This is a genomic window from Roseovarius arcticus (genome assembly GCF_006125015.1).
In the GTDB taxonomy this organism is placed as follows: Bacteria; Pseudomonadota; Alphaproteobacteria; order Rhodobacterales; family Rhodobacteraceae; genus Roseovarius; species Roseovarius arcticus.
Genome location: NZ_SZZN01000001.1, coordinates 646,551 through 661,290, shown reverse-complemented (window position 1 = coordinate 661,290; position 14,740 = coordinate 646,551). Strand labels below are relative to the sequence as shown.

The 14,740-nt window shown below is 60.0% G+C and carries 17 protein-coding genes; 8 read left to right on the top strand and 9 right to left on the bottom strand.

Annotated elements, in window-relative coordinates; all coding sequences use genetic code 11:
* Positions 1 to 68: 68 nt before the first annotated feature.
* Positions 69 to 1,481 carry a dihydropyrimidinase gene (gene hydA, locus MK6180000_RS03170; RefSeq protein ID WP_246040413.1) on the top strand — a complete coding sequence of 471 codons (1,413 nt, stop codon included), beginning with the start codon at positions 69 to 71 and terminating at the stop codon, positions 1,479 to 1,481.
* A gap of 8 nt (positions 1,482 to 1,489) precedes the next feature.
* The gene (locus MK6180000_RS03165) at positions 1,490 to 2,152 is read left to right on the top strand and encodes a GntR family transcriptional regulator (RefSeq protein ID WP_138933418.1); all 663 of its coding nucleotides are present in this window, start codon (positions 1,490 to 1,492) and stop codon (positions 2,150 to 2,152) included.
* A gap of 69 nt (positions 2,153 to 2,221) precedes the next feature.
* On the opposite strand, the gene allE is transcribed toward MK6180000_RS03165, so the two are convergent.
* Genes allE through MK6180000_RS03140 form a run of 5 tightly spaced genes read right to left on the bottom strand, consistent with a single transcriptional unit; the run spans position 2,222 to position 6,803 of the window.
* On the bottom strand, positions 2,222 to 2,971 hold the full coding sequence (gene allE, locus MK6180000_RS03160) for a (S)-ureidoglycine aminohydrolase (protein ID WP_138933417.1): 750 nt from the start codon (positions 2,969 to 2,971) through the stop codon (positions 2,222 to 2,224).
* A gap of 11 nt (positions 2,972 to 2,982) precedes the next feature.
* Positions 2,983 to 3,921 (bottom strand): dihydrodipicolinate synthase family protein, encoded by a 939-nt coding sequence (locus MK6180000_RS03155; RefSeq protein ID WP_138933416.1) that lies wholly within the window; start codon positions 3,919 to 3,921, stop codon positions 2,983 to 2,985.
* On the bottom strand, positions 3,918 to 5,063 hold the full coding sequence (locus MK6180000_RS03150; RefSeq protein ID WP_138933415.1) for an NAD(P)/FAD-dependent oxidoreductase: 1,146 nt from the start codon (positions 5,061 to 5,063) through the stop codon (positions 3,918 to 3,920). The genes MK6180000_RS03155 and MK6180000_RS03150 overlap by 4 nt, the downstream gene beginning before the upstream one ends.
* Complete coding sequence (locus MK6180000_RS03145; protein WP_171054516.1) at positions 5,060 to 6,469, bottom strand: FAD/NAD(P)-dependent oxidoreductase; 1,410 nt, start codon at positions 6,467 to 6,469, stop codon at positions 5,060 to 5,062. The genes MK6180000_RS03150 and MK6180000_RS03145 overlap by 4 nt, the downstream gene beginning before the upstream one ends.
* Before the next feature lie 40 nt (positions 6,470 to 6,509).
* On the bottom strand, positions 6,510 to 6,803 hold the full coding sequence (locus MK6180000_RS03140; protein ID WP_138933413.1) for a (2Fe-2S)-binding protein: 294 nt from the start codon (positions 6,801 to 6,803) through the stop codon (positions 6,510 to 6,512).
* A gap of 106 nt (positions 6,804 to 6,909) precedes the next feature.
* Between MK6180000_RS03140 and MK6180000_RS03135 the strand changes: the two genes are divergently transcribed.
* The 6 genes from MK6180000_RS03135 (at position 6,910) to MK6180000_RS03110 (ending at position 11,835) form a co-directional block, all read left to right on the top strand.
* Positions 6,910 to 7,728, top strand: coding sequence for a transporter substrate-binding domain-containing protein (locus MK6180000_RS03135; protein ID WP_138933412.1), 819 nt, complete (start codon positions 6,910 to 6,912; stop codon positions 7,726 to 7,728).
* A gap of 76 nt (positions 7,729 to 7,804) precedes the next feature.
* Entirely contained in the window at positions 7,805 to 8,479 is a 675-nt protein-coding gene (locus MK6180000_RS03130; protein ID WP_138933411.1) for an amino acid ABC transporter permease, read from the top strand.
* Entirely contained in the window at positions 8,479 to 9,165 is a 687-nt protein-coding gene (locus MK6180000_RS03125; protein WP_171054515.1) for an amino acid ABC transporter permease, read from the top strand. Before MK6180000_RS03130 ends, MK6180000_RS03125 begins: the two co-directional genes overlap by 1 nt.
* A complete protein-coding gene (locus MK6180000_RS03120; protein WP_138933409.1) occupies positions 9,143 to 9,880 on the top strand; it encodes an amino acid ABC transporter ATP-binding protein in 738 nt (245 codons plus the stop codon). Before MK6180000_RS03125 ends, MK6180000_RS03120 begins: the two co-directional genes overlap by 23 nt.
* Positions 9,849 to 10,808 carry a DUF6282 family protein gene (locus tag MK6180000_RS03115; protein ID WP_138933408.1) on the top strand — a complete coding sequence of 320 codons (960 nt, stop codon included), beginning with the start codon at positions 9,849 to 9,851 and terminating at the stop codon, positions 10,806 to 10,808. The genes MK6180000_RS03120 and MK6180000_RS03115 overlap by 32 nt, the downstream gene beginning before the upstream one ends.
* Positions 10,795 to 11,835: a phosphotriesterase family protein gene (locus MK6180000_RS03110; protein WP_212751869.1), complete on the top strand. Its 1,041-nt coding sequence runs from the start codon at positions 10,795 to 10,797 to the stop codon at positions 11,833 to 11,835. Before MK6180000_RS03115 ends, MK6180000_RS03110 begins: the two co-directional genes overlap by 14 nt.
* 18 nt (positions 11,836 to 11,853) lie before the next feature.
* On the opposite strand, the gene MK6180000_RS03105 is transcribed toward MK6180000_RS03110, so the two are convergent.
* From MK6180000_RS03105 to MK6180000_RS03090, 4 genes are all read right to left on the bottom strand, one after another.
* Positions 11,854 to 12,345 carry an ureidoglycolate lyase gene (locus MK6180000_RS03105; protein ID WP_138933406.1) on the bottom strand — a complete coding sequence of 164 codons (492 nt, stop codon included), beginning with the start codon at positions 12,343 to 12,345 and terminating at the stop codon, positions 11,854 to 11,856.
* Between the two features lie 119 nt (positions 12,346 to 12,464).
* Positions 12,465 to 13,169: an IS6 family transposase gene (locus MK6180000_RS03100; protein ID WP_138933405.1), complete on the bottom strand. Its 705-nt coding sequence runs from the start codon at positions 13,167 to 13,169 to the stop codon at positions 12,465 to 12,467.
* A 68-nt stretch (positions 13,170 to 13,237) separates the two neighbouring features.
* Positions 13,238 to 13,960, bottom strand: coding sequence for a maleate cis-trans isomerase family protein (locus MK6180000_RS03095; protein WP_138933404.1), 723 nt, complete (start codon positions 13,958 to 13,960; stop codon positions 13,238 to 13,240).
* Positions 13,961 to 13,992: 32 nt separating this feature from the next.
* A complete protein-coding gene (locus tag MK6180000_RS03090; RefSeq protein WP_138933403.1) occupies positions 13,993 to 14,673 on the bottom strand; it encodes a GntR family transcriptional regulator in 681 nt (226 codons plus the stop codon).
* Positions 14,674 to 14,740: the final 67 nt, after the last annotated feature.

Sequence of the window (14,740 nt, the reverse complement as noted above, 5' to 3'; positions counted from 1 at the left end):
ACAGCCGTCGTTGTGTATACAGAATGTGCCTGATAAGTATATGACAAGTAATGCGGAGGGCGGCAGAGGTGAATTTCGACACCATCATCAAAGGCGGGTCGGTGGTCACGGCATCCGATCAAATGCGTGCCGATATAGGAATCCAAAACGGCCAAATAACTGCCATCGCCATAGATCTGACGGACCCCGCAGCGACGACGATCGACGCGACAGGGAAATTGGTGCTGCCTGGCGGTATCGACAGCCACGTCCATATTGCGCAGCCGTCCGGTGACGGCATTGTCATGGCCGATGACTTTGAAAGCGGGACACGCTCGGCGCTGTTCGGCGGCAACACCACGATCATGCCGTTCTGTTTGCAGGAACGTGACGGCGATCTGCGGTCGGCTATCGATTGGTATCGCGGGCTTACCGAAGGGCAGCTTTATACAGACGTCGCCTTTCATCTGATCGTCGCAAACCCCAGTCCGCAAGTGCTGGGCCAGCAATTGCCCGCCGCCATTGAGGACGGATATACATCAATCAAGGTTTTCATGACCTATGAGAATCTGCGCCTGAACGATGCCGAGCTTCTGGCTACATTCGATGTCGCGCGCCGGCACGGCGGCACGATGATGGTGCATTGCGAGAATGAGGACGCGATCCGCTATCTGATCGACCGGCATGAGAAAGACGGCGAGGTCCGGCCGCGCGCCCACGCCAGCACGAGGCCAATTCCGGTCGAGCGTGAGGCGACGCACCGTGCTTTGTCTCTGGCTGAAATCGTCGACCTGCCGATTGTTATCGTCCACGTCTCGAACGGCGCCGCTGCCGAGGAGATCCGCCGTGCCCGCCAGCGCGGCATGAAGGTCACCGCCGAAACCTGCCCGCAATATCTGATGCTGACGGCCAAGGATCTAGAGGGCATGGATTGGGAGGGCGCGAAATTCGTTTGCTCCCCCCCGCCCCGCGACGAGGCCGAGCAGGCGGCGTGCTGGCAGGGGCTGAAGGATGGCACATTCGATCTGTTCTCATCGGACCACTGCCCGTTTCGCTATGCGTCCGAGGACGGTAAGCTAAACCCGAAAGGCGCCAAGAATTTTCGATATATCCCGAACGGGATTCCCGGAGTGGAGACGCGGCTGCCGATCCTGTTCTCCGAAGGAGTGATGAAGGGGCGCATCGACATCCACAAATTCGTCGCCGTTACATCGACAAATCATGCTAAGACTTATGGACTTTACCCGCGAAAGGGCACTATCGCCATTGGATCCGATGCGGATATCGCCATCTGGGATCCTGATCTGGTGAAAACCGTTCGCCACGAAGATCTGCATGACGGCGCTGATTATTCGCCTTATGAAGGGCTGACTCTGCGCGGATGGCCTGTGATGGTTATGTTGCGTGGCAAGGTGATGATGCGTGATGGCCAGCTTGAAGGGGCCCTCGGCGACGGCCATTATCTGACACGAGCCTCTGCCCCCCCCTCCAAGACCATTTAGGAACCCGCATGCAAGACAGCAAACCGCATTGGAAGGTGGAAATCGGGCAGGATGTGCTGTCCGAAAGCGCGCATAAGCGCATTACGGAATTAATCCGTCAGCGGTCGCTGGCCAGCGGTCAGGTCATCATCGAACAGCGTTTGGCTGAAAAGCTGGGGGTGTCCCGCACTCCTCTGCGCGAGGCACTTCAGCGATTGGAAGGTGAGGGTCTAATTAAAAAGAATTCAGGCCGTTCTTACATGATACGCAGTGTCGATCTGCAAGAATATATTCAAAGCCTGAAGATACGCCACCTGATCGAGCCGGTTGCCGCGAGTTTGGCCGTCGGCAGAATACGGCAGGCCGATCTGTCCGCCGTGCGCGCCGAGATCGAAACCCTGCACCGTGAAAAGACGGAACACACACAGGCGCATTGGGATTCCGACGATCAATTGCATCGCCTTTACGGCAGGAACTGCAGTAATGCGGTGATGTTCGATATCATAGAACGTCTGCGTGTAACGACCCGCCTTTATGAGATCACCGATATCAGCCAGCGCGTGCAAGACGATTTCATTGAGCACATCGAGATTTTGGATGCGCTGGAGGCCGAGGATCCCGCCCGCGCGCGCGACGCGGTCGCCGCCCATCTGCAAAGCCTGATTACCTACTCGCTGAACCAGATCGGCTGACGCATTGCGCAGGCCAGTCGCGGCCCGGCGACAGGCAAACTGCTGGCCACCGGGCTTGATCGGGCGACGCTATGCCCCCAGAGGATCGCGATTCCAGTTCTTGTAGATGAGGTAACGCGCGTTGCCACGCCCGATCGCACCGAACCATTGGGGGCAAAACGGCCCCATCCAGATCGCATCATCTGCGTCGACGGGATACCACGAATTATCCAGTCGATACACGCCGCCGCCATTCAGCAAGATCAGGCCGTGTTCCATGAAATGCGTCTCGACATAGGGCAGGCTGGCCCCTGGTGCGAAATCCATCACGTTGATTTCCATGTCAAAGCCAGCCCCTTCCGGGATGAGCTTTTGCAGCATCAGCCGCTCGTCACCCTTCATTGGTACAGCCGTGTGGGCCCCGATCCTGCTGATCAAAGGAGGTGGCAGGGTGGCGCCGGTCATTGCAAGGTAACGCCGTTCTAATACGATCAGCGTTGATTTTGGTGCAATTTCAATCTCATGATCGCATTCCGCAGGCAGGTACGCATAGCCCTCTTCAGCTAGCGCGTCGGCGCCGTTGCCACCTATCGCCACCTTCGCTGCACCATTTCGAAGCAGCACGAAGCGCTCCACTCCGGTGCGAGGCGCGCCGATCTGGGCACCCTCTTCCGAATGCACTAAAAACATCGAAAAATCAGCGCCCAAGTTCGGGGTAATTAGGTGGATCAACTCACATGCAGGCCACAGCGGCAGGCGGACACGTTCGTGGCTGTCAGGGCTGATCAGCGCATGACGCGGGTGGAAGGCGGAACGGCTTTCGCCAAGCGATTGTCGCATATTGAATCCTTTCAGGCAGTGATGACACGGCGCAGGGCGTCGATTTCGGTGGGCTCAAGTTGGCGCATGGGACGCTTGACGCGGTCGTTGGTGATTTTGCCCATCAGCTTCAGGAGCGCCTTCAGCCGGGCCGTGGCCAGATGATCCGGCGCGCGGCGGTAAATATCGACCGCAAGGGGATAGATCGCCTCATGTGCGGCCAGTGTGCGATCCCAATCCTTGGCCTTGGCCGCATCATAAAGCTCGGTCACACGCTCCGGCACGATAGCGGCAAGCGAGACCTGACTGCCATCCGTGCCCAGTTGGTAACAGGCCATCAAATGCTCATCTCCCGAGGCCATGACAGACACGCCGGGCCTCTCTGCCTTGATGCGGCGGCGCAGTTCGTCATAGGCCGACACCTCCCAGGCTCCCTCCTTGATGCCGCTGACCTGGTCGATCTGGCACAGGCGCGACATCAGATCGACGCCATATGACATCCGGCCTGCCGCCAGCGGCGCCTTGTAGAGCACCACGGGCAGCCCGCAAGCCTGAGCGATTATGCGATGATGCTCGACCACGATGGCGTCATCCCGGCCACCCGCCCAGTGATTTGGCGGAAAAACCAGCACCGCGTCCGCCCCGGCCCGCGCCGCAGCCACGGCATCTGCTGCGGCGGCGCCAGTGCCTTCGGCAGTGATGCCCGCGGTGATAAAGCTGCCTCTGGGCGCAGAATTACGCGCAACCTCCAGCACGAGGCGGCGCTCATCGGCAGTCAGCAGATGCCCTTCGCCAGCATGACCGTTCAACAGCAGGCCCCGTATCCCCTGCTTATGCGCGATATCGCCGATATGCGCTGCAAGCTCGGCCGCATCGATGGCGCCGTCCTGCGCCAGCGGGCAGATAGTGGCAGCGTGAATGCCGGTGAGCCCAGGAACATCCAGCAGGGCGTTGGTTTCAGAATGTATCATTGGCAATCCTGTTCTTTGTATCGAGGGGCGGCATCAGGCCGCGCCAGCAATCGGTCGATTGGAAACAGCGGCATTTCCGGCTCTTCGCCGAGGATCGCCTGCGTGAGACAGCGCGCCATATAGGGCGCGCTGGTGTAGCCCGAATGCGCCGATCCGCAGACCCAGAGCCCCGGAAACCCAGGCACCGGGCCAATCGCCGGTAGGGCATCCGCCGTCTCGGCCTCAAAGCCGGTCCAAATGCGCACGATCCGGCTGTGGCGCAGCGCCGGGATGGCGTGTGTCGCGAGGCGCGCGTTGCCCACTGTGCTGGCATGGGTGGAGCGGTGGCAATTCTGCTCGCGCGAGCCCTCGCCCTGCCAGCCGCCACCGATCACGACCGTGCCATGAGGATACTGCTTGAGCGACAAAAGCCCGCTTGCAATACCCACCACAGTGCGCATCAGGGGCGCGGCTCGTTCGGTCACGGCCAGTTGGTTGACCAGCGTTTTGATCGGCACATGCAGGCCTAACCATGCCAGCATCGGCTCGATCCAGACGCCGCCCGTCAGCGCCACTTGCCGCGCGTGAATGATCCCGTCGGGGACGCGCAAATCGTATCCACTGCCCGCCGGCTCGACGCCGGACACAGGCGTATATTCGCGCAGATCCACGCCCGACCCGGTTAAGGCGCGGTGATAGGCCAAGCCCGTCAGATAGGCATTCGCATAGCCATCAATGCTGCAATGACTGGCCATGCGGATATCGGGGTTTATGCCGGGTTCAATCTTCAACGCCTCACTGGCGGAGATCAGGTTGATCGGGGCGCCTGCGGCCCTGCGGGCCGTGCCGCGCTCCTCCAGTAGCTGCTCTTCGGCTTCGGTAAAGGCCAGCGATAACCCATCGCACGCAACCACGCCCACGTCATGACCCAACCATTGAGGCGCCTTCAGCCACATCTCATGCGCCTTTAGCGCATAAGGGATCAGCGCCGCACGGGTCATTTGCATGGTCAACGTGCCGGCATTGACCCCCGACGCACCTCGCGCCAGCGCATCACGCTCCAGCAGGACCACCTTCAGTCCGGCGCGCTGCGCGAACAGGGCAATGCCAGCCCCTTGAATGCCGCCGCCGATAACGGCCAGATCATACTGCTGCCCGCTCATAGAGGAGCCGGTTTCGGCACGGGAATATCGGCATAATCAAAGGTACCGATCAGTTGCTCCATCTCGATGGGACGGATTGGCGCGCGCGGTGTCAGGCGCAGATCACCCGGTGGCAGATCCGCTTGCCGGCGCAGCAGACATGCCGCGTTCATGCTGCACATCTTGCCCTGACACGGGCCCATTCCCAGCCGGGTAAAGTGCTTGAGTTGGTTCATGTCGCGCGCCTTGTCCTCCATCGCGTGCTGAATATCGCCGGCGGTGACATCCTCGCAGCGGCAGATGATCGTGGCCTCTGTCACACCGTCCAGCGCAGTGACCGGGAATTGCATCAATCGGCACGAGGCATCCGCAAAGCGAATGTAGCGCGCCAGCTTGCGCCTAAGCGGGCGCGCCTCGGCATCATGGCGCGCCGCGCCCAGCGCGCCGTGGTCCAGCGCGGCGGCAAGCCCCGCCAAGCGCCCCTGCACAGCCGACGGCAGTGCGCCGTGAATTCCGGCTCCATCCCCCGCCACATAGAGACCTCCGAGTGAGCTGCGGCGATCCGCGTCGCACAGCGTCTTGTACCCGCCGCGCAGACGGTCCGGTTGCTGCGCAAGGCCCAGCAGGCGATGAATGTCATCTCCCGGCGCAAGGCCATTGCCAATATAGAGCGTGTCAGCGGCAATCTCGGTCGTCGCGCCGGTGGTCAGGCTACGGATGGTGACGCCGCTCAGACCGTCACCGCCCGACGACTTGATCACCTCGCAATGGCGATGCATGGGAATACCCGCCAGCCGGATCTGCGCCATCCAGCGGGCACCCTGCAGCGCCATCGACGGCACATTGGCAAAGCCGATCAGCGCGCGCGCCCAATCACCATAACCTGCCCGATCTATGATCGCGCGCGGCCTCAACCCCAGCGCCAGTGCCTTGGCCGCAACTGCGATCAGCAGCGGGCCCTGCCCCGCCACAACGATATCGCGCCCCGGCAGAGCGCCTTCGGATTTGATCAGCACAGTGGCCGCAGCAAGGCCAAATACCCCCGGCATGGTCCAGCCCTCAAAGGGGAATATCCGCTCGGTCGCGCCGGTTGCCAAGACGAGCCTCGCAGCGCTTAGCACGCGGGCACCCTGCGGCGAAATGCAGGACACCGAAAATCCCGCCCGCACATCCCAGACCTGAGCGCGCGGCAGCATATCGACCGAGGATGCGGCCAGACGCGCACGCAGATCATCCCCGCGTGCGCGATCCGTTTCGGTGGGCTTGTCCTTGGCCAATGCGGTCCGCGGGGCGCGCCACACCTGCCCGCCGGGCGCAGGCCCCTCATCAATTAGCACGACAGTCATACCCGTCGACGCCGCTGCCAGCGCGGCCTCGGCGCCCGCCGGACCCGCGCCGATCACGATGAGATCATAGGTGTCGTTCATGGAATAGCCGGGCATCGCCGGACACCAGCGCCGCACACGCTCATTGCGCGCCCGCCCCCAGCAACTCCACCCGCATCCCGTCCTGAACCTCGGCCTGACAGGCGCGCCGGATTGATCCATCAATTCGAATTGCACATTCCTGACAAGCGCCCATCATACAAAAAGGACCGCGCGGAGTGCGTGCATTCGGGCTGGATCTAAAGAGGTAAACTCTCTGCATCAGCAGGGCGCTGGCAACGGTCTGACCCAGCTTGCACGCCACCTCGCGGCCATCGACCATGATGTGGATGGGGGCGGCCATCTGCGCACTATGCTGCGGGGTCGGATCAGCCATACAGACAAACTTCTTTACTTGTGTTTGTTTCGTATACAAACTGCACACTTATCGTGCAACTTAATTCACGATCATGAAAAAGCAATAAAACAGTGGGGAAAATAAAATGTTCCAATTCCTGAAACGACTGGCGGTGGCCGGCGCCTTGGCGACAATGGCGACTGCGCTTGTGGCGCCCGGCGCGGCAGACGCGCGCACTCTGGATGAAATTCTGGCGTCCGGCACTTTGAAGGTCGGCGTGAATCCGACCCTCGCGCCACTCGGCACGTATGACGACAAAAACGAGATCGCCGGCTTTGATGTGGACTACTCGCAGAAGCTGGCGGATATGCTGGGCGTTACGCTGGAGGTCGTTCAAGTCGGCTCGCCCGACCGCATCCCGTTTGTCGCTAGCGGCAAGATCGACATCGTGATGGGCGCGATGACCCGCAATCCCGAACGCGCCAAGATCATCGATTTCACCCTGCCGGTGCATACCGAAGTGTTCGGCGTGCTGACCCTCAAGGAAAACGCCGTCAGCGACTGGAAGGAACTGGACAAGCCGGACGTGACCTTCGTGCAGGTGCGCGGAAGCACACCCGTCAAATTCATCGAGGAGAATCTACCGCAGGCCGAAGTTCTGCTGCTCGACAACTATCCTGATGTGGTGCGCGCACTGGCGCAGGGGCGCGCCGATGCAATGCTCGACGTTCTGGATTTCGTCGGCGAATACATGAACAAGCATGATGTGGAATGGTCCGTCGTCGAGACGCCTGTCGATGTCTACTACTGCGCAATCGGCGTCGCCAAGAATAGCGACAACCTGAAGGATTGGCTGAACGTCGCGGTTTTCGAATTGCAGCGCAAGGGCGTGACCGATGAGCTGTGGCTCAAGTGGTTCGGCATCGAGATGCTTCAGCCCGTCGATGAGTCCCCCTGGTTCTGAGTTAAGCCAGCAGTTTTAGGAATGGGCGTGGCAGTGACTGCGCCGCCCATTCCGGGGGCGTATTCGGGGGCAAATCATGGACTATACATTTCAGTTTGGCCAGATATGGCCCCGGCTTCCCTACCTGCTTGGGGGTGCGTGGCTCAGCCTTCAGATTGCGTTTCTGGCATTCTGCGGCGGCATTCTGATCGGCACGTTTTGTGCGGCGGTCAAGACGTTCGGGGGCGGCATAGCGCGGCGCATCGTCAACGTCTACGTGGTGTTCTTCATCAATACGCCGCAGCTCGTGCAGATATACTTTCTCTATTTCGCGCTGCCCGATTATGGCATCTTTCTCACATCCTACATGGCCGTCCTGCTGGGCATGACGCTGAACGCAGGTGCCTACCTGACCGAAATCCAGCGCGCCGGATTTGAATCGCGACGCCAGAGCGAGATGGAAGCCGCCGAGGTTCTGGGCTTCACTCGGCTTCAGCAGATCCGTTATGTGATCCTGCCCCACGTCGCCAAGGTGCTGTTTCCGCCGCTTTCAAATCATTATATCTTGATGACGCTGGGCACCTCCATGGCCGCTATCTTTGGCGTCGAAGAACTGACCGGCCGCGCGCTGAACGTTAATGCAGAGACTTTCCGCTCGCTCGAGGTCTTTTCGATCATCGCGGTGGTCTACGTCGTCGTCACGCTGTTTGCATCGGTCGTGCTGGCCCTGATTGGCAGGTTCGCATTCCGCGCCAAGATGAGGATCGTCTGATGGGCGATCTGTTCCGCGAAATCTGGCAGATGGCGACCTATTACAACCTGCTGTTTCTGGCGCAGGGGGCGGTCACGACCATCGCGCTGTCGGCGTTCGGCTGTATCTTGGGAGGGCTGTTCGGCACCCTTCTGGCGGTTGCGCGGCTGACGGACGGCGCCATCACCTGGCCCCTGCGGATGCTGGCGCTGATCTTTACCGAGTTCTTTCGCCGGGTGCCTTTCCTCGTCACTCTGTTTCTGTGCTTCTTCGCGTTTCAGTTCGCCGGCCTCGACGTGTCCACTCTGACGGTGGGTTGCGTCACTGTCGTGCTGATCGGCACGGCATTTCTGGCAGAGATCGTGCGCGCGGGTCTGCAGTCGGTGCATCCAAACCAGTGGCATGCCGCGACGACGATGAATTTCTCGCTGCTGCAAACAATCCGCTATGTCATCCTGCCGCAGGCATGGACCGTCATTCTGCCGCCGGCCTTTGGGTTTTTCATCCTGTTTATCAAAGACAGCGCGCTGGCTTCGCAGATCGGCGTGGTTGAGTTGACTTATGTCGGCAAGACGTTCAGCAACAAGGGCTTTTCGGCTGCCGCATCCTTTGGTGTGATCCTAGTCATCTACTTCATGCTGTCCTATCCGCTGTCCCGCCTTGGCGCGAAACTGGAGAAGAAACTTGCCCCATCTCGAACTCGATAACATCAGCGCCTCATACGGCGCGCTCCGCGTGCTGGACGGGATTTCCCTGTCCGTGGAACGGGGCGAAACCCTCGGGTTGATCGGCCCGTCCGGCTCGGGCAAGAGCACGGTTCTGCGCGTCCTGACGGGCCTGCTGAAACCTGAGGCAGGCGTGGTGCGCATCGCGAACGAGCCCATCAATCTGGGCAATGCCGCAGAGGTCCGCGCATTGCGTGACCGTGCCGCGATCGTATTCCAACAATACAACCTGTTCCAGAACCTCACCGTTTTGGAGAACGTGATGATCGCGCCCACCAAGGTGCGTGGCCGCAAGCCCGCCGATGTCCGCCCCGAGGCGATGCTTCTGCTGGAAAAAGTCGGACTGGCGGACAAGCTGCAAAGCTATCCCGATCAGCTGTCAGGCGGCCAGCAGCAACGGGTCGCCATCGCCCGTAGCCTGTGCCTGAAGCCCGATATCCTGCTGCTGGACGAGGTGACCGCCGCGCTGGACCCCGAACTGGTATCAGAGGTGCTGGATACGATCCGCGGGCTGGCGCAGGAGGGCATGACCATGCTGATCGTCAGCCACGAGATGGGATTCATCCGTGAAATCAGCGCACGCGTCGCCTTCATGGCCGACGGCAAGGTGGTCGAGATGGGATCGCCGGCGGAAATTTTTGACAATCCCCAGATGGAGCGCACCAATGACTTTGTCAGCAAAATCCTGCGACACTGAGACCCCAGCACCCTTGCCTATTCCAATGCCCGGCGCCGATCTTCTGGTGGGTGCGGTGGACAATCACGTTCACACCTGCCCGCATATCAACGGCCGCTCCATCGACGTGTTTCAGGCTGTTCAACAGGCCGCAGATGCCGAGATGCGCGGCATCGGCCTGATGGATAATTTCGCCAACTCGTCCGGCATCGCGGCACTGGCCAACCGGCATCTGGGGCATCTGGGCGTCGAGGTGTTCGGCGGGCTGATCATGGAGCCTGCCGCCGGCGGGATCAGCGCCGACGCCGTGCGCATCGCGTTGAAGCTGGGGTATGGCGCGCCGGGAGACGGCGCGCGGTTTATCTCGCTTCCCACGCACCACACCCGGCATATCGCGCAGATGGAGAACCGCCCGGACGATTACGCCGCGGCCTGTCTGGCGATACCGGACAGCGGCGCGTTGCCAGCCCCCCTGTCTGAGATATTCGATCTGGTGGCCGAGGCGGATGTCGTGCTGAACACTGGCCATCTCAGCGGTCCGGAAGCCCTGCGCGCGGTAGAGTCCGCCCGCCAACAGGGCGTCACGCGCATTCTGGTTCCGGCCAGTCACTACGACGCAGCGACAGTCACGGAGCTGGCGGCGATGGGCGCGCACGTGGAGTTTTCGTTCTTCTTTGTCAGCCATGCGACCCAGACAGGCCTGACGCATGTCGATAGCGCACGCAATACCGTTCCACCGGTCTTGGCGCCACAGATGGCCGCGTTGATCGCCGCCGCTCCCGTGGACAAGGTTGTCATTTCCGGAGATTGCGGAGTGTTCCTGTTGCCCCCGCCAGTCGAGGGGTTGCGCGAACTCTTGCTGCTTTTGGAAAGCTGCGGCGTACCGCGCGAGGATCTGCGACGTATGGTAGGACAAAACACAAGCAAGTTGTTCCGTGTCGGCGGGTGAAAACCAGAGAGCTGGACGTGTTCAGACCGTCTTGGGTCCTGTCGATCCAGCCGCGCTTGGGGTGGTGTCGATGCACGAACACGTGCTGTGCGATGTCACCCCGCCTTCCGTCGCTGCGTCGGGTCAACCGCCCGTGGAGATCACGCTGGAAAACGTGCATGACGTGCGGTTTTTCTGGACCAGACATTACGGCAATCACATTCTCGACGATCCAGATATGATGGTAGGCGAGCTAAGCGACTACTGCGCAGCGGGTGGCGGCACGATTGTCGACCTCACGATCCGCGGCATCGCCCCCGACCCTGCCGGACTGGCCGATATATCGCGGCGGTCTGGCGCGCACATCGTCGCCGGGACCGGCTATTATATCACCGAATTTTGCGCGCAGGCCCTGTCGGCCACATCGACAAACGATATGGCGGCAGCGATGATCCGCGATCTTCACACCGGGTTCGACGAGACGGGCCTTCGCGCTGGCATCATCGGCGAGATTGGCGTCAGCGATCCTTGGCATTCGGACGAGCGACGCGCCATGACCGCCGCCGCACTGGCGCAACAGGAAACGGGGGCCGCTATCAGCGTTCATCCGGGGCGTGACCCGGCCTCGCCACGCGCCATTGTCGAGCATCTGATTGCTGCAGGGGCGGATCCCGAACGCGTCATCATCGGCCATCTCGACCGCACCTTCACCAGCGTGGATCAGGCGCTGGCCCTTGCCGACACCGGATGCGTTCTGGAATGGGACTTTTTCGGAATCGAAAGCAGTTACTATCCTTTTTCAGATCTGGACATGCCCAACGACGCCGGCCGCCTAGCAAAGATCGCGGCATTGGTGGCTGCGGGGTATGGGGACAAGGTATTGATGGCCCATGACATTTGCACAAAAACCCGACTGCGCCGGCGGGGCGGGCATGGCTATGGCCACATTCTGAAGGGGGTGGTGCCTGTGATGCGCCGCAAGGGATTTACCGACGCAGTGATCAACCGGATATTGCAAGACACGCCGCGCCGCCTACTGACGATGTAGGACGCCGATTTTTTTTAGTCACAGCCGCTCGATGACGTAGGGCGTCTCGAACCAGTGCTCTTCCAGGTTGGTGCCGTCACCGATGCGATCGACCACTACAAAGCGCCCGGATGCGCCGATGGGCGTTAGAACGCCGTGCCAGATGCCACAGTGCAAATTAATGGATTGCTCGCCCCCGACAACGAAGGCACTCAAATTCACTGGCCTGCCATCGTCGTCATCTGCCACGATGGCTAGAAACCGGACCCCACTGAGCGGAATAAACGCCTGACTCCCCATTGCATGGCGCTCCACCATATCGACGACGATCGGCAAACGTCGCTCCTTGGCGTCGAAGAAACTGATACCTGCGCGGCCATCCGTGAAATCCAGCTTAGCCAGATCGTGATATCGGCCGCACATACCTTGATTAATAATTTTGTCGGGCTTGCCTTCAAGCTCGATAAGATCGCCGTAGGGTGCGAAAGCATTTGCAGTCAGCGGCGTGACGTTCAGTCCTTGGGGAAGCATGCCTGAGTGATCCTTTCATGCTGGTTGGTGCAGCCACCTGCGACTTGGCAGGCATTGGCAGATATGGGTGGTGTCAGACGAATACGAACTCGTCTCAGTTTACCGGTATCGGCAATCTGTTATGCCGCACAAAGGTCGCGCCACTCGGCAAGAGCGGCGGCACGGTTCAGCTTGAAATTTGGCCGGCTGTAGAAGCTGCGCTCTTGGTTGAAATGGTTGAAGGGAGAGGCGTGAGCGGCGACAAATTTCTGCAGACTTCGCACGCGCCTAAAGCGTAGCATGGCCCGTTCTCGTCGTCGGAACGGCAGGTGAGAATTCTCCGCCCTGTTGTTGAGCCAGCGGCCAGTTTCCTGTTTGTCTACGTTGCCAACGACCTTCATCGCCGCGCCGTAGGAACGCAGTTTGTCGGTGACGAGCACCTCAACCTTGCCATGGCGTTTCATGGTTTTTCTGAGGAATTTCAATTCGGCTTTGCGATATCGTCGCTTTGTTACATAGGATTCAAGCACCTCTCCTTCGTGATCTACGGCCCGCCAAAGGTAGCGGGTCTCCCCGTTTATCTTCACGAAAACCTCATCCAGGTGCCACCGCCACCGGCTCGGCCGCATCCCCTCGACGCGGCGTTTGCGGATCTCCGCCGCGAACATCGGCCCGAAGCGGTTCCACCAGAACCGGACCGTCTCGTAACAGATATCGATCCCTCGCTCGTGCAAGAGATCCTCGACGTTCCGCAGCGAAAGCGGAAACCGGACGTACATCATAACCGCCAGGCGAATGATCTCGGCGCTGGTGCGGAAATACCGAAAGGGGTTGCGATTGGTCATCCACAAAAGCTAGACTGCCGCCCCGCCCGGCTCAAGACCCATCCCTCTGACAACACCCAACAGTTCCCTCAATCGAGATTCATCGCGGCGACATCTTTAAAGACCCGACCCCAATTCAGTACCAGAGCTGGATTAAGACCTGCTACGCGCATTGCATGTGCTGCAGTGAGCGCCACCGAATCAAGCACCGGAATGCCCAAATCTTTCTCAAGCGCCGCGGCCACAGCGGCGCCGCGAAAATTTGTGCAGATGACGGCGATCGCCTCAGGGCGCGACGGCGCCACTTCGCGGATCAGGCTGGCGACTCGCTCGGGCGAATAGCAACCATAGGAGAAGTTGCCCCTATCCTTCAAATGACGTTCGGCGGTGATCTGGTATCCTTGAGCTTCGAAGTTCGCAATGATGATGGCTTGGACTTCCTCCAGGTATGGCGTGACAAATGCCAATCTTCGGATTTCAAAGTGGCTGAAATATGCTTCATAGGCGAGCATGGCCGAGGTGGCTGGGACACCGGTGCGATCAGTGATGGCGCGGCACAGCGTTCGGTCCTTCTCTAGCCCGAGCCAAGAGGCTGCCGTGCCACACCAAGCGATGCAATGTGGGCGGGCTTCAGCCAGACGCTCGGCGGCTTCAAGGATGGTCTCCAACTCGAACTGACCGCGCGAGGCATTCGAATCCGAGATTTCGACCACACGGAAGCGATTAAAATGTACTGATGCAGCCTCACCAAAGGGTGCGAACATTGCCGAGGTGTATGGCTCCAGCACCGTGTTTGAAGACGGGACCAGCATGCCAACGCGCCTAGCTTGATAGTCGCCACCAGTCACAATTTCAAACTCCGTGCCAAAATCAGCGCATCGTCGGCCAACATCCGAACGTGGTCCTTCATGGCAAGGGCCGCCGCCTCACCGTTGCGCTCACGCAGAGCACAAGCCAGCATCTCATGCTCCTTCTCTGCCTTTTCTCGGCGTTCGGGGCGGAACGTGATGAATCGACGGTAGGGCGTCAGGCGCTTACTTAATTGCGAGAGTTGACCGCTTAGCGCGCGATTGTCGGCCGCATCGTGAATTGCTCGGTGAAATATATCGTTGCAATCCATGTAGAGTGAGACATCCTTGCTGCACACCGCTTCGCAACACTCTTTATAAGCCTCTGCGATCCTTAAGCTGTGAGCGTCAGTCATTCGCTCGCAAGCCAGTCGTGAGGCAACGGCTTCTAACTCGCCGACCAGTTCGAAAATCTCCATAACTTCGCTAACCGTGGGCCGCGCTACCACTGCACCGATCCTTGGCTGTAGTTCGACCAGTCCGCTTGTGGCCAATATGCGCAGCGCTTCCCTGACGGGAGTGCGGGAAACGGCGAAACGCTCGGCGAGTGTCATCTCGTCAAGCCGCTGACCAGGGGAAAGATCGCCATTTAGAATCTCAGCCTCAAGCTCTTGCGTCAGGCGTTCGGTTTGGGTTGCCTTGTCGGGCCTAGTGCCTTTTTCAACTTCGCTCAACATGTATGCCACATCATTTTATTTATTTTCCATCCATTAGCGCGATGTGCCAATTATTTAGGCACCTACA